This is a genomic window from Undibacterium sp. Ji83W, assembly GCF_049340385.1.
Classification (GTDB): domain Bacteria; phylum Pseudomonadota; class Gammaproteobacteria; order Burkholderiales; family Burkholderiaceae_D; genus Undibacterium.
The window spans coordinates 816,608-832,487 of the sequence record NZ_JBMPOZ010000001.1; the positions used below are offsets into that span (position 1 = coordinate 816,608).

The 15,880-nt window shown below is 53.3% G+C and carries 5 protein-coding genes; 1 reads left to right on the plus strand and 4 read right to left on the minus strand.

Features of this window, described 5'->3' with window-relative positions; translation table 11 throughout:
- Nucleotides 1-69: 69 nt before the first annotated feature.
- The 4 genes from ACO0LD_RS03750 to ACO0LD_RS03765 form a co-directional block, all read right to left on the minus strand.
- Entirely contained in the window at nucleotides 70-4,008 is a 3,939-nt protein-coding gene (locus ACO0LD_RS03750) for a non-ribosomal peptide synthetase (protein ID WP_423003831.1), read from the minus strand.
- A gap of 38 nt (nucleotides 4,009-4,046) precedes the next feature.
- Nucleotides 4,047-5,096: a TauD/TfdA family dioxygenase gene (locus tag ACO0LD_RS03755; protein ID WP_423003833.1), complete on the minus strand. Its 1,050-nt coding sequence runs from the start codon at nucleotides 5,094-5,096 to the stop codon at nucleotides 4,047-4,049.
- Entirely contained in the window at nucleotides 5,093-13,918 is an 8,826-nt protein-coding gene (locus ACO0LD_RS03760; protein WP_423003835.1) for an aminotransferase class III-fold pyridoxal phosphate-dependent enzyme, read from the minus strand. Before ACO0LD_RS03760 ends, ACO0LD_RS03755 begins: the two co-directional genes overlap by 4 nt.
- A 114-nt stretch (nucleotides 13,919-14,032) precedes the next feature.
- Nucleotides 14,033-14,719, minus strand: a complete 687-nt coding sequence (locus ACO0LD_RS03765; RefSeq protein ID WP_423003837.1) for a hypothetical protein — start codon at nucleotides 14,717-14,719, stop codon at nucleotides 14,033-14,035.
- Between the two features lie 701 nt (nucleotides 14,720-15,420).
- On the opposite strand from ACO0LD_RS03765, the gene ACO0LD_RS03770 reads away from it, so the two are divergent.
- Entirely contained in the window at nucleotides 15,421-15,864 is a 444-nt protein-coding gene (locus tag ACO0LD_RS03770) for an ATP-binding protein (protein WP_423003839.1), read from the plus strand.
- Nucleotides 15,865-15,880 lie beyond the last annotated feature (16 nt).

Below are 15,880 nucleotides of genomic sequence, written 5' to 3' on the forward strand. Positions count from 1 at the left end.
ACTTTAGTACCGAATCTTGCCAAATGCGGGAGCTGCAACGCAGTTGGGGCGGTTTTGCGTAAGTCCTAACTAAAGGCCCAGCATGGGCAAGAGTATCTGCCGCCCTAGTCCATGCAGGCGCTCGACTTCCTTCAATTCCTGGTCCAGGGCTACTACTACCGCATTGACTCTCGGCGTCTCCATCATCGACATATGATCACCAACGATATCGCGCACCTTGACAAAGCAGAGCTTGTCCCAGCCCAGGTGTTTTTCTTCCGAGTTGTAATGCACTGCTGCCTCGCGTATCGCTTCCGGCAAAACCTGTGTGGCTTTCATCAGCAAGGTGCGGCGCGGCAGCGGGCCAGCGGCATAGCGACCTATGACAGTCACATTTTTTTCAAACACATGGAACAGCCTGGCGATTTCTTTTTCATCGGCATATGGTGGTACATAGTCGGCTTCGCGTGCCAGTTCCAGCAAGCGCAGCAATGCAGTATCAAAAGGCAGGCCAGACAAATCTGGGCAGGCGATTTCTGCCTTGTGCGCGATCAGGCGCGAGATGGAGCGCAATAAACGTTCACGCGGCGGCGCAGATTCAGCCAGTGGTGCAACCTGGCTATCTATCAGACACAGGAAGGCAATTTCATAACCGCGTGCCAGCGCCTGTCTTGCCATTTCATACGCGATGATGCCGCCCGAGGACCAGCCTGCCAGCAGATAGCGCTGGTCCTTGACCAGCGGGGCGATCTTGTCCAGATACAGGCTGGCCAGTTCTTCCACGCTTTCATAAGTCGCTTCCCCCATGAGGCCAGGGTCTTGCAGGGCTATCACTGGCCGGTCTGTCGTCAAACCACCGGCGAGGTCGCGATAACACAAGACACTGCCACCGGTGGGATGCACCAACACGATGGGCGTATACAGAGGATTGCCTGCACGTATGGGTATCACGACAGGGTCAAGTTGCAGGCTCTCATTGCGCAAAAGTTCTGCCTGGGCAGCAATGGTGGGTGCGGAAAATAGCGATGTCAGTGGCAGCCTGTGGGCAAATTCTTTTTCTATCTCAGCCATCAGACGCACGGCCAGCAAGGAATGCCCGCCGAGGTCAAAGAAATTACTGGTGATGCCGACCTGGGATACATGCAGGACACTTTCCCAGATACGTTCCAGGCGCATTTCCAGCGTGTCGCGTGGGGCCTGCGAGATGGCGGTATTCGATGGCCGCAACTTCAGCAAAGCCTTGTTATCGACCTTGCCATTCGGCATGAAGGGGAAGGCATCAATCGGTATCAGCCAGTTTGGCAGCATATAGTCAGGCAGAGCAGCGGCCAATTTCTCCTTGATACTGGCGACGGTCAGGCTCGCCCCTGGCTTAAGCGTATAGAAGCACAATAACTGGTCTATGCTTGCAGCATCCCGGTCGACTACCACAGCAGCCATCAACACCTCAGGCTGAACTGCAACAATAGCTTCTATCTCACCCAGTTCTATACGGTAGCCGCGCAGCTTGATTTGCCGGTCTGCACGGCCAAAGCAATCAAGCTTGCCATCCATGCGCCAGGCACCAAGGTCACCGGTGCGGTACATGCGTTCGCCACGCACGAATGGATCGCTGACGAAACGTTCTGCCGTCAAGCCATCACGCTGGTAATAGCCTTGCGCCAGGCTGGCACCTGCCACATACAACTCACCACGCACACCTATGGCTTGCGGCTGCAAGTATTCATCGAGCACATAAATGCGGGTATTGTCTATGGGCTTGCCGATAGCGACGATGCTGTCTTCAATGCTGACTTTTTCAAACACGACCTGCACCGTCGCCTCTGTCGGGCCATACAGGTTGACACACTCTGCACAAGTTGGTAAAGCCGCTAAGACCTGGCGCGCCAGTTCAGCATCCAGCACTTCACCGCCACAACAAAGGCGACGCAGGCGCAGGCATTTGGCAAATTCAGCTTGACCCACCATCATGCGCAACATGCTGGGCACGAGCTGCAACACACTGATATCAAAATCCTGCAGGGCCTGCAACAAGGCTTCCGGGTCTCTTTCGACACCGGGGGCGGCCAGTACCAGTCTTGCTCCAGCCATCAAGGGGGCAAATACTTCCCACACCGAGGCATCGAAACTGATGGCAGTTTTTTGTAGCACCGCATCGTCTGCATCCAGCGGTAAATCCCTGAGCATCCATTGCATGTGATTGGCAAGTGCACCATGTGTTACGGCGACAGCCTTGGGCTGGCCGGTAGAACCCGAGGTATAAATCAGATAAGCGAGGTCACTGGTTCGCAATACTGGAAATTGGGGGGCCGCTGCATCGTCAAGTGCGGGCAAGGTATCAACCGTGATCAGCTTTATCTTTTCCAGCAAACCCGCGAAAGCAGCCTGTTGTTTGAATTGGGCTGCAATAGCCGCGCTGGTCAGCAATACACTGACGCCACTGTCTTGCAACATGAAGGCAATGCGCTCTTCTGGATATGCTGTATCCAGCGGCAGGTAAGCTGCCCCGGCCACCTGTATCGCCAGCAGGCTGGCTATCATGTCCACACTGCGGTCCAGCAATACCGCCACCACCCTGGCCTTGGATTCGTCCTGCTGCCTGGTCAGCAATACATGTTGCGCCAATTCCGCTATGCGGTGCAAGCAAGCCTGACCACTCAATTGGGTCAGCGGGCTTTGTATGAATATCTGTTCAGGATGTTGTGCCAGGCAAGCAAGAATATCTTGCACTGGTGCCTGCCAGGGTTCTGCAGGGGGTACCAGCGGCCCGACAAAATCATGCATGACCTGCTGCCGCTCATTAGGCCCTAGCAGTGTCAATTGATCTATCTGTGCATCCGGGCTTGTCACTATGGATGCCAGCAATGTCAGCAATTCCTCTTCCAGATTGTGCATGCAGGCAGAGTCGCAGACTGCCATGTCGTAATCAAAGTACAGTTGCAGCTGGCCTGGTGCCCCCGCATAAACCGACAACACCAGCAGACATTCATCTGCCCAGGCGAAAGGCGCATCTGCTGTTATCAGCTTGCCTGCGCTCGCCTGCTGCCAGCAAAAACCTGCCGCCAGACCCTGTTTACTATCCAGCGGCGCGATATAGTCTTGCAGGGCGCAAACCTCATCAATGACATTGCTGCATGTCTTCAGCAATGCCATAAAACTGGCTTGCGGAGCAATAATCGTGTGTAGTGGAATAAACCGTGCCATAGGTCCCATGGCCGCCGCCATTTCTTCATAGGCACGGCCATTGGCCTGATAGGCCACGGCAAGTGATTGGGGATTTAATCTGTGCAGCAATACTGCCCAGGCGAGATAAAGCAAATGCGCGACTGGCAACTGGTTTTTGTCAGCCAGGGTATTCAAGGCGGCGGACAAGTCTGCTGACAATGCAAGAGCCTGACGCTTGACATAGGGTGTGGCCTGGCGCTGCCTGCGCATGAAGGGCCAGTCAGGCAGGCTGCCTGCTGTCAGGCTATTTGTCGCATCCCAGGCTGGCAACTGTACATCCTGGGGTTCTACCAGCATATCGTGCTGCCATTGCGCCAGGCTGGTGAAAGGCAGGTCTTCTTCCTCAAATTTAATAGCATGCGGCGCTGCACGCCATGCTGTATCTGTCAATCCTTCTGCCAGTTTTTCTTCGACTTCAGTCAATATGAGCAAGGCAGTCTGCGCATCGGCACACAGTGCAGACAGACCGAGGCGATAATGGCCTTCATTAAGTTTTTGCAGACAGGCTTGCTGGTTTTCCTGAATTGCGGCTAGTTGTGGTGCCGCTATTTGCGTGGGTGTAATTGCTTCTGCTGGTGCCTGCACGGGCAGTTGCATGCCGGGCAAAACGCCAAATTGCATGCGCAGGATTTCATGCCTGACCAGCACATGGTCAAAGGCAAGACACAATGCTGCTTCATCCACGCCAGCGCAACGAAAGTCAACGCTGACCAGATAAGTTTGCTGACCATCTCTTTGCGCCAGTTGCCACAGCCTTTGCTGGGCTGGTGACAATGGAAAACCACTTTTCAGTTTGCTGCTCACTTGCTCATCCTCGCTCAGTGATGCTTAGTTTTCGATACCTAGTTTGTTGAACCTGGCAAGACACTGGCCGGGCGCACTTCATCACCCATGGCAGTTAGTATCTTGCGCTCACCAGTGAACCTGGAACGGCCATGCGCAACCAGCATATTGTCGAGCAAGAGCAGGTCACCCGGTTGCCAGCAGAACTTGACGGTTTCTGCATCATAGGCAGCACGCAGGTGCGCAACTATCTCGTCAGGAATCACCGTACCGTCGCCATAGAAAGTGTTATAGGGGAGATTTTCCACACCCAGGTCACCTGTCAATGAAGTACGTATCTCATCCGTCATGCTGGACGGATGCCAGAAAGCAATGTGATTGAACCACAGCTCTTCACCCGTCTGCGGGTGGCAGCGTATGCTGGAACGCACTTGTGAAGTACGCAGCCTGTCGCCTTCCATCCAGGTCCATTGCGTATCTGATTTTTGCATATAGGCTTCGGCTTCTTCCCTGGTCTCGACTGCCAGCGAATGCTGCCAGGATGGTCCTATGCCAGAACCAAAATTTCGCACCAGCATCCAGCCCAGGCGGCGGAATTTTTCCTTGACTTCAGTATCTATCGCAGCCAATACACGGCGTACATCGGCGATAGGGGTCTCGCCTTCTGTCTCGGCGGCGACTTCACAAAAGAAAGCAATGCGCCCCGGCCACTGCCGTACATAAGACAATTCATTGTGCAGGGCAATCACATGTTCAGGCGGGAAAATGGTCGAGGTATACACTTGCCCGTCGACCTGCTTGCGCGGCGTGGCTTTTTCTATGTAGTTCATGAGTTGCACGCCAAAGGCATCCAGGCTAGCCTGGAAGTCCTGCACACCGCGCATGTCAAAATCACGGAACAGCAAACCGCCGTATTGTAATAAATCCTGTTGCAACTGTGCCTGGTTATCCTTGATCCAGCCCAGCAAATCCACGCCTTTTGCATGTGGTCGCAAGACCAGCGGTAAGCCAGATTCACTGTTAAAGGGCTGCTTATCGACCAGGCTGCCATCCGACAAACGCACGGCCGGGCGGCGCAGGTTCAGTCCGGGTTTGGGCATCGTGTTCATGCTATTTCTTCCTTCCCTTGTTTTGCTTCAGTCGCTGCGCAGCTGTTCAAGATACTGGCGATATATGCAGCCATCTTTTGCGCGACGTTGCGTATTTCCTGCTCCTGATAACTGGCCGCACGGTATTGCCACAACAAGTGCAGGCAACCATCGAGGATGTAAGCTTCTATCGCCAGCTTGTGCAGGCGTGGCAGATGCCCTGCTCTTTCTGTGCCCCTGTCCTGCCGGTCCGGTGACCATGACAAGAGTTTGCAGACATCATCAGGCGGTGACTTGATCTGGCCCATGTAGTTCAGGCTGATCTCGGGCATCTGCCCTTGTGTCAGCGTGACACGCACTTTATCCGGGCCGAGGTAGCGCAACAGCCCATAAGAAAAGCCATGCGCAGGTATATCGCTACGCTGCGCCGCAATCTCGCTGGCAGCAGCATCAGCATTGATATCTGTCAGGTCAAACCAGGCCGGGTAACGGCTGGTGAACCAGCCCACGCTGCGGCTGACATCCAGCTCAGCCTGTTCCAGTTGTCGGCCATGGCCTTCCAGTTCCAGATAAGCGACGGGCTCACCTGTCCAGTCACCCAGGCTCAAAGTCAGGGCTGCAATGAGGATATCTTCCGCTGCTGCATCCGGCAGCCCCTGCAAAAAGCGGTTGGTGATTTCTGCTGGCACAATGACGCTGATTTGTGCTTCTTCGGCAATGCTGCCGTAGCCATCACCTTGCCCACTTTCAGGTAATTCAGGTGGAGGAATGGAGGTGCAGATTTCCCAATATTCGGCCTCTGCCAATACAACATCCTGGCTGGCCTGGCGCTTCAGATGTTCTGCCCAGGCTTGTACTGATGCAGTCTTCCTACCCAGTGCAGGGGCACGGCCCGCGTGTAGAGCCAGCAGTGCCTGCCGCAAGTCTTCCAGCAGAATCTGCATGGAGATGCCATCACTGACCAGATGATGCACAGCTAACAAAAGCTGAGATACCTGCCCTTCGCTTGCAGGTGTCCAGGCCGCAGCCAGCAAACTCCCTTGTGCTGGCTGTAATGAAGCCTGTACTTGCTGGTAGTCTTTAGTCAGATGCAAAACTGGCGCATTGGAAAGTTCATTGAAATGCGCAGCTTCATCATTAAAACTCAGGCGCAATGCATCGTGTTGCACTATCAGCGCTTGCAATGCCTGCTCAAGCATATCAGCACTGACCCAGTCAGCCATTTCCAGCAAGACGGATAAATTGAAATGAGCTGGTATCTCATGCATCCGCTCTTGCAATCTGAGTTGCGCAGGCAAGAGTCCGCAGGCGCCTTCAGATGAAATATCCGCACCCGCCATCTCACCGACAGGCAAGAGTTTCTTTGCAAAGTCAGCCAATAGTGGCGCTGCATATAAATCCATGGCCTTGGCTTGCCAGCCAGCCTGGCGCAAACGGGCCATCATTTGTATCACCAGGATGGAATCGCCACCGCTCTGAAAAAAATCTGCCTGCGTGCTCAGGTTTTCGCGCTGCAAGAGTTCGCGCCAGATTGTAAGTACGACAGCTTCTGCTTCTGAGCTTATGTAGTTTTGTGCCTCTGGATTATCTTGCTCGTCATCCAGTTTTGGCAAGACGGCCCGGTCCAGTTTGCCATTCGAGGTATAAGGAATGCTGGCTATGGCGATGACTGCTTTTGGCAGCATGTAGTCGGGTAAATTTTGCCTCAGTTTCTCCAACAGGCTTTGCGTATCAAGTGGCTTATTCTGATCGGCAGCAACGGCATAAGCCAGTAAATACGGGCGGCCTGCATTGGCACGGCCAAGTTCGGGTTTATGCAAGATCACTGTCGCATTCGCCACATTCTCTTGCGCCATCAGGGCTGCGATGATTTCTGCCGGTTCTATGCGGTAGCCGCGTATTTTCAGTTGCTCATCCTTGCGGCCCAGTACCTGTATGCGGCCATCAACATGCATGACTGCGAGGTCACCAGTACGGTAGAGGCGCTCAGATTTTCCTGCGATATCGGCAAACAGGAAAGGGCTGGCTGCATCTTCAGGCACGCCCACATAAGCCAGTGCCAGGCCAGGGCCAGCCAGATAAATTTCACCCGTCTCGCCATAAGCACATGGCTGCCCTGCGACATCGAGTATATGTATGCGGTTAATTCCCAGAGGCTGACTGAAGCGCATGCCACCCAAGTCGCCCTGCCATTTGCCGACCATGACGCCTATAGTCGCTTCGGTTGGGCCAAAGTGATTGAAGATGGCGCAAGCTGGTTTCAGCTTAGCCAGTTCTTGCAAGAGCCTGACACTTGCGGTTTCACCACCGAGTATCAAATGCGTCAGCGGCAAGACTACTGCCTTGTCCTCCGCTGCCAGCAAGGCTTCGAGATGTGAAGGGACTATCTTTAATACATCAACTGGCGTTTGCCGCATCAATGCTGCATAACCGTCAGCATCGCGCGCAAGCGCATTGCTGATGATGGAAAGGCAACCGCCATGGAATAGTGCAGGTAAGACCGTAGTCAGACCCAGGTCAGCCGCAAAAGTCGATACCACGGCATAACGCAAGCCAGGCTGCAAATCAAAGGCGGCGATAATCGCATCCAGATAATGCTGAACTGCCCGGAGTGGCACAGCTACCAGCTTGGGCTTGCCTGTGGAACCGGAAGTGAATAGCTGGTAAGCGCATGACTCTGGATGGATGTCAGGTAGCGACAATGGCTGATGATCCTGAACACTGAGCTCTGCGAGATTGACTGGCAATTGCAGGCATGGGATATCCAGCGCGGCCAAGGCATCACCCACATCCTGATTGTCTTGCAAGATGACGCAACAAGGCTTTGCCTGTCGTATCAATTCCAGCACACGCCCTTGCGGCAGATTGCTGTCTACCGGCAGATAAGCTTTACCAGCCTTCCATGCCGCCAGCATGGCGACAGGGAAAGCCAGGCTGCGGCCCAGCAGCAAGAGTACAGGACCTGGGCATTGTTCTGTATTTAAAATATCCCGCGCCAGCCTGTCTGATAAGCGATCAAGCTGCTGCCGCGTAATGCTATCAGTCGCATCCACACGCAAGGCCACAGCCTGCGGCTCTTGCTCAACTGACTGACGGAATCTTTGCAATAAGACCGGCTTAGTAGAAGCTGATTCAATCCTGGCAGGTAACCAGATGGCCCTGGCAGCAGCGCGTTCATCAAAATCCTGATCAGTGCCTGCCATACGTTCTATCATCGCGACAAAACTGTCCAGCAATTCCTGCAGATCTGTAGCATCAAATAACTGGCTATCGAAATCCAGTTCTACCCGTGCACCGTCTTGCCAGTCAACCAGATTGCAACCTATGTCAAAGCGTGCATGGCGTATAGGCAGGGAATACGCCTGCACCGTCATGCCCGGCAAGCTGGGCATGGTCGCCAGCTTGTCAACATTAAAGGTGATATTCACCAATGGCGGCCTGGCTGGGTCACGCGCCAGGCCCAGGTCATCAACCAGTTGTGATAGCGGGTAATTGGCATGGGTGATGGCATCAAGGAATTGCTGCTTCACTTCTACCAGCACGGCGCTGGTATTCGCCTGCGCAGGAATGTTCAGACGCAAGGGCAGGAGATGGGCGCAATAGCCTGGTGTATGCGCCAACGCTTCATCGCGGCCAGAATAAGGGATACCGATTACCATGTCCCGCCCTACCCCGGCACGACGTAGCGTAGCAGCAAAGGCCGCAATCAATGCCATGCTGGATGACATGCCCAGTTTGCCCGCTTTTTGCTCAAGCTGGCGCAAGATGTTCTTGTCAAGTTCATACGTCAGGCGCTGACCTGCAAAACCACGCATGCTGTCCCTTGCATGGGCACATGGCAGTTCTATGCCAACTGGCGCGTGCTGCAATTTATTTAACCAGTATTGCTTGTGTTCTTGTTCTTCTGGCGATGAACCTGCATCTGCCATGCGTTGCGCCAATAAGGCATAGTCCGGTTTGTCGCTTAGCGACTGAGCATTCATGAGCGCTGCAAATTCTTCAAACAGCATCTGCATGGATTGCCCGTCGATGAAGACATGATGGGCAGCAAACAGCAGAACAGCATGATGCGTATCAAGCTTAAACAAGTCTATGCGAAAAGCTCCCGCTTGCGTCAGGTCAAAACTGGTGGCGACACTGTTTTGCAAGGCTGCATCCAGCGTGCTTGCATTGACTTGATGGCGCTGCACTTTTACATCTACATGAGCTGCGATTTTCTGCAGACCTGCTTCCAGGTCTATCGATGCCCGCAGGACATCATGTCTGGCTACCAGGTTTGTAAATGCGCGCGTGATATCAGCGTGATTGATATCGCCCTGCAACTCCAGCGCGACGCTGACGACATAGGCTGCCGAACCCTGTTCAGACAAGGCTGCCAGTGTCGCCAATTGTTTTTGTGCTTTGGATAAAGGCAGGATTACTTCTGCTGTTTTTGGTACTTGAGGTACATTGGCAATAAAGCCCGCCGATTTCAAGGAAGCCACACTTTCACTTACACGGCTGACTATCTGAGCGATATCATCATCAGTGTGCGCAGTAGAAAGGAATAAATTACGCCCTTCCCACACATACAGACCGCGATACAGCAAATGATAAAAGAAAGGGTCAAGATTTTCGCTGAAGACAAAGCGGAACAGCGAGCCGAAATTCTTCATATGTATCGGCGCACCGGCTGCAGCAAAAACTTGATCGAGTTCCACAGTCAGCCTGGCGGTATTGTCATTCAGTTTTTGATAGGCAGCCAGACCGCCCTGTCTAATCTCTTTCAACACGGCATGGGCTGCAGCCATGACCAGCGGATGCTTGTTGAAAGTGCCGGCAAAGAAAGTCGTATCTGCCGCCGGGTAAGATGCATCACCATATTGCCAGTACCCGCCATCAATACCAGCCATGATGTCGGCACGACCGGCAATGACGCCCACTGGCAAACCGCCGCCGACTATCTTGCCGTAGGTGACAATATCGGCCTGCACATCAAAATGCGCCTGGGCACCGCCGGGGTGGATGCGAAAACCTACCAGCACTTCGTCAAAGATCAGCAAGCTGCCAGCCGCCCTGGTCATGACACGCAGGCTGCGCAAGAATTCTTGCGGCTGCAAGCCGGGGTTACGGCTTTGCACAGGTTCCACCAGCACAGCAGCAAATTCATGCAGGCGGCCACGCAATAATTCCAGCGCTTCTGCCGAGCCATATTCAAAGAAGGCCAGGTCGCTGACCATGCCCGGCGTAATGCCAGCCACACGCGGCAATACCTTCCATGGGTCATCATTGACCTCACCCAGCACGCCATCAAAATGGCCGTGATAACTATCGCGGAAGATGGCGACTTTGTTGCGGCCAGTAAAAGTCCGGGCCAGGCGCAAGGCCGTCATGATGGCTTCTGTGCCAGAACTGCAAAAAGCGACGCGCTCTACCCCGGTCAATTCACTGATGAGGCTGGCGACCTCGCCTGCCATGTCTGACTGCGGCCCTATGCGTATGCCGCGTGACAGACTTTCAGCCATTGCCTCTTTCAGAAATGCTGGCTCGTGCCCAAACAACTGCACGCCAAAACCCATGGAAATATCTATGTATTCATTGCCATCCAAGTCCCATATTTTGGAACCGGCAGCACGCTGACCGACGATGGGATAGAGCATTTCCTTGATGGAGAAACGGAAACCCGCCGAGGCCCGACTATCTGCCAACACATGACGATATTGCTGCGCCTGTTGTTTGGATAATGCCGTTTTTTTACAATAGTCGAGACTGAATTCTGCTAGATGCTGGCGTTGTACTTCACTCAGATTGGTGCTGAGCTGGATATTGTTTTTTGATTTGGCGACAGGTGCTATTGATGCATCAGTTTCAAGCTCTTTTTCGATGATTACATCAGCCGATACTTTACCACCCTGCTGTTCAGCCAGATAAGCGGCCACTGCTTCAATGGAAGACAAATTTTCAAAGAAAGCGCGCACCGGTATCTTGACCGCGAACTCGTTTTCTATACGGCCTACAGCCTGCATCAGTATCAATGAATCCGCACCAATTTCCAGCAAAGGCGCTGCGGCATCGACCTTGCTGGCATCTATCGCCAGCAAGCCTGCGATGATGGCAATGATGCGGCTGCGGATAGCAAGTGGATCGCTGACAACCGTGCGCCTACTTGCCGCCACTGGCTTGCTGATTTCCACAGCTTTGCCTGATGGAGCTACAACATTGCCACCATCAAAGCTGTTCAAGCCCAAGCGCAGGGGAAAGACATCCTTGGCAAATGGGTACAAGGGCAAGGCATCGCCAGCTGCAGTATTTTTTTTGTCGGTGAATTGCAGCTTGCTACCCAGTACATGCAGGTGCGCCACTGTTTTCAGGAATGCGACTCTATCGTCCTGAGTCGCATCCAGGCAAGGCAGGCTGCTTATATTGCTGGCGCTGGCGCTTGCAACATCTTCAAGCATGCCAGACAGTACAGGCATGGCCCCCAGCTCAAGTGCAGTATCAATGCCGGTTTTGCTCAACACCGCGATGTTGTCAGCAAAACGCACGGCTTCGCGTGTATGTTTTAACCAGTAAGCCATATCGTAGACATGGCCGACAGGCAGCAATTCACCTGTCAGATTTGAGGTCACTGGCACTTGCAATGGCTGCCACTCCAGCTCTTGCAAAGCCTGTTCAAACTCTGCCAGCATGGGTTCCAGCAATACTGAGTGAAACGCCGTTTTCACCCTCAACATGCGCACTCTTATGCCATCTGTAATCAGCTTCTGGCTGAGTATATCCAGTTGACCTCTTGCACCGGAAATAGTCACGGATTGCGGGCCGTTCACGGCAGCAATACTGATGTCTGTACCAGCCAGATAAGACAAGACAGTGTGTTCATCAGCGCGCACAGCAGCCATAGCACCATCTGAAGTCAAGGCTCCCATGAGTCTGCCGCGTTTTTCAACAAGGCGCAGGGCTTGCTCAAAACTCAAAGCACCGGCGATGACAGCGGCTGTGTATTCACCCAGGCTATGTCCGGCCAGTACCGTGGGTTTGATACCATATTCGGCCAGCAGACGTGCCAACCCTACCCCCAGCGCCAATAAAGCTGGCTGGGTGTAAGCAGTCTTGTCGATATTTTCATCAGAGCTTAGTAATAACTCGCTGAGCGACCAGGGCAACACCGCATCAGCTTCTGCAATAGTGGCGCGGAAGCTGGCGAACTGTAATAAACCCCTGGCCATGCCTGGCCGTTGCGAGCCCTGGCCGGGGCAAAGGAAGGCCAGTTTGGGTGGTCTTCTGGCAGCAATGGCAGTGACGACCTGCTCAGCATGGCCTTTGTCCAGCCAAGCATGCAGATGTGTAGCAGCCTCGCCAACACTTGCCGCCACCAGTGCGAACCTGTGACGCAGGTGCGCACGACCATGCTGTGATAAAGCACAGATGGCAGGAAAATTTTGCTGGACACCAGCTTGCAGTTTTTGCGCTGTTTGCTGCACCAGCAAGCTCAGGGCTTCATTGCTGGATGCTGACAAGAGAAAAATATCCGGTTCACCTGTTTGCAGATTTTGCGGTAAGGATGCAGGAATGAATTCCTCAAGCACGACATGACAATTCGCACCACCAAAACCAAAGGCACTGATGGAGGCTGCTCGCGCGCCAGCTACAGGATTAGCTGGCCAGTCTGTCGTCCGTGCCACCACCTGCAAGCGTAATTGTTCGAAATTGATATGCGGATTAGGCTGGGTGTAATGCAGGCTGGCGGGTATTTTTTTATGTTTGAGTGCAAGTATCAACTTGATCAGGCCAGCGATACCGGCAGCCGCTTCCAGATGGCCGATATTGGTTTTGACTGAGCCTATCAGCAGAGGTGTTTGCCGTGGATGCTGGCCCAGTGTGCGCCCCAAAGCGCGGGTCTCTGTAGGGTCACCCAGCAAGGTGCCAGTACCATGCGCTTCTACATATTGGATCGCTGATGGCGGCAAGCCAGCATCGGCAATCGCTGCCTGTATCAAATTCTCTTGCGCCAGCCCATTCGGGGCGGTGATGCCATTCGAGACACCGTCATGGTTGGTGGCTGAGCCACGTATGACTGCATGGATGCGGTCGCCATCTGCCAGTGCATCTGACAGGCGTTTCAGCAAGACCAGGCCAGCACCTTCACCACGGCCATAACCATTGGCCGAGGCATCAAAGGTCTTGCACAAGCCATCAGGGGCCAGCATGCTGCCCTTGCCCAGAGCGACGCTGCTGTCTGGCCGCAACATCAGGCTGACACCACCGGCCAGCACCATGTCGGCATCGCCTGTCTGCAAACTGCGACAAGCCTGGTGCACAGCAACCAGGGAAGATGAACAGGCAGTGTCGATAGTCATGCTGGGGCCGCGCAAGCCCAGCACGTGGGAAATACGGTTGGCGATGATGGCATTCGACATGCCTATCCCCATGTGGGCTTCTATATCATCAGTGTGAGCAAAACTGCCGAGGAATTCGCCATTGACGGCACCAATGAAAACACCCAGGCGCGCCTCTTTCAAACTATCGGCAGCAATGCCCGCATCTTCCAGTGCCCACCAGGCCAGTTGCAGGGTAAGGCGCTGACGCGGATCCAGCGCGCTTGCTTCTTTTGGTGAAATGCCAAAAAAGGCTGGATCGAAACAAGCTGCATCGTCAATAAAACCAGCATACTGCGCTGCCGACGCTGGTAGGTCAGCCGCATCCCAACGTTCTAACGGTATGCGCTTAACCGCACATATTTCCTGTTCAAGCAGTGACCAGAATGCTCCTATATTGGCAGCACCTGGAAAAACACATGACATGCCGATGACAGCGATCGCGTGTTTTGCCACCTGAGCTCCCGACTCTGGAGCCGCCTTATCCATATCAACGCTCATGATGGACAAGAAATCAAATTATGCCCAAAGGCAATACATCGATTAAAGTATTCTGCATCCAAGCCCGACATCACGAAGAAATCCCTGGTATGCATGCTCATCTCAATCCAGATGGCCTATATAGCGCAATATCGAGGCATCGATATCGACCAGAGTGTCATGTATCTGGGCGATGACCTTATAGCCTTCTTCAGCACCATAGTGTTGCACCACCCGTCTTTCCAGCGTGGCAACCTCACCAAGTTCAGCTATCGTATTGCCCATGGTGAAAGCATGCAGCCTGACTGGCCCGGCGAAGGTGGCAAAACAGAACAAGGGGCTGCCTGCTGTAGCAACGCCCAATTGCTGCAGGTTTTGCATGAGTTGCCCCATGCGGCCTGGCTGGGCTTGCAGGTTCAGGTAATACAGGTAAGGGGGTGGGGTTTCGCGTTCTATCGGGTCTATGCCGTCATTGACACGGTTCAGCACAAAGCTTTCCATCTGTAATACGCATTCCTGGAATTTTTCCAGCAAGGGGGTGCTGTCTGCTCCATACACATCATGCAAGACCTGGTCCAGTGAAGGCATGCGGTCCATGTCACCCAGCTCAGCCAGCGGCAACATGATGTAGACATAATTGGCGGGACCGGCAACCGTGGCATAAGCCATCCATCGCATGCGGCGGCTGTGCTGTTGATAGGCAAAAGCGACTTTACCAGCCAGTTCTTTGAACTGCACATAGCGCTCGCGGCGCACGGACAAGCGCACGAAAAGACAGTAAGGGGTGGGAAACAACCATTGAGAATTCATTGTTTTTAACCGGCTGAGTCGATGTAAAAAGTTTAACCGATCTGAGAACCCGACAGCAATATGAATGCAGGCAAACAACACTTATTGATGGATAAAATAAATTGTGAAGAAAACACGAAAAATCTGTTAATTTGCGTTAGAAATCATCGACAAAAAATTCCAGCACGGGAATAATAGTCCAGTCAGACAACATCAATTACTGGGCTTACGCAAAATTGTCCCAGCAAGGCTATGCTGAAGGAAACTTCCCTTGTAAGGGAAGTCCGTTACGTCGGCAGGCAACATGTTGCCTGAAACACCGACTGCACCGTCAGCGACGAAGACAGTACTTTAGTACGCGGCTCCTAGGAGAGGAGCTGCAACGCAGCTGGGGCGGTTTTGCGTAAATCCTGAATTATTGAAAGCTGTCTATAGATCAGAAATTCCTCAAACATTTGGCTTTACTGATTTTTATAGAATGGTTTTTTTACGGCAATCAGCATTTAACATTTTTTAACTACATGCATGCCCGGCTTCTTTATATTGCCTCTCTCCATGTGTAGCAAGATTCATTGAAGAACCTGAAAACCAGAATGCGCAGGTAGCACTATCCCGTACCATGCAAACCATGAGTGTAGCAACAGGCTGGAATATTGTGCTGTTGCTCGCTCTACAAGGTTTGCTATACGGTTGACAGACTCACTATCGTTGAGGAGGCATTGATGTCGATTGAAGAAACAGCGCCGGGACCAGCCAGATTCCATCACATCATCCCCGGTCTGATCGCTGAAATTGAAGCCCTGACCGAAGCCCTGCGTGGCTGGGCTGAGCGCCGCAGCATACCGGCACGCACCGTCAACAGCATCATCCTCATGCTCGATGAATTGCTGACCAATGTGGTCATGCATGGTTATGGCGACGATGACAGTGGTGAAATTGAAGTCACAGTGCTGAGCGTAGCAAACGGTATTGAAGTCATCATCCGCGATAGTGCGCACGCCTTTGATCCCTTCTCTATCGCCGAGCCTGATACAACACTTGATGTCGATGAACGTGACATCGGCGGCCTGGGTGTGCATTTTGTCAGGAAGATGGCTGACAGCGTTGCTTACCGTCGTGATGGCGACATCAATGAAGTGCGTTTTAGCAAGTGCTTCCCGTCCTGATTATTTTTCAGAAAAC

What these genes read in the sequence shown, in the direction of transcription:
- ACO0LD_RS03765 (WP_423003837.1), bottom strand. Translation starts at nt 14,719, where the DNA reads ATGAATTCTCAATGGTTGTTTCCCACCCCTTACTGTCTTTTCGTGCGC.
- ACO0LD_RS03770 (WP_423003839.1), top strand. Translation starts at nt 15,421, where the DNA reads ATGTCGATTGAAGAAACAGCGCCGGGACCAGCCAGATTCCATCACATC.
- ACO0LD_RS03755 (WP_423003833.1), bottom strand. Translation starts at nt 5,096, where the DNA reads ATGAACACGATGCCCAAACCCGGACTGAACCTGCGCCGCCCGGCCGTG.
- ACO0LD_RS03760 (WP_423003835.1), bottom strand. Translation starts at nt 13,918, where the DNA reads ATGGATAAGGCGGCTCCAGAGTCGGGAGCTCAGGTGGCAAAACACGCG.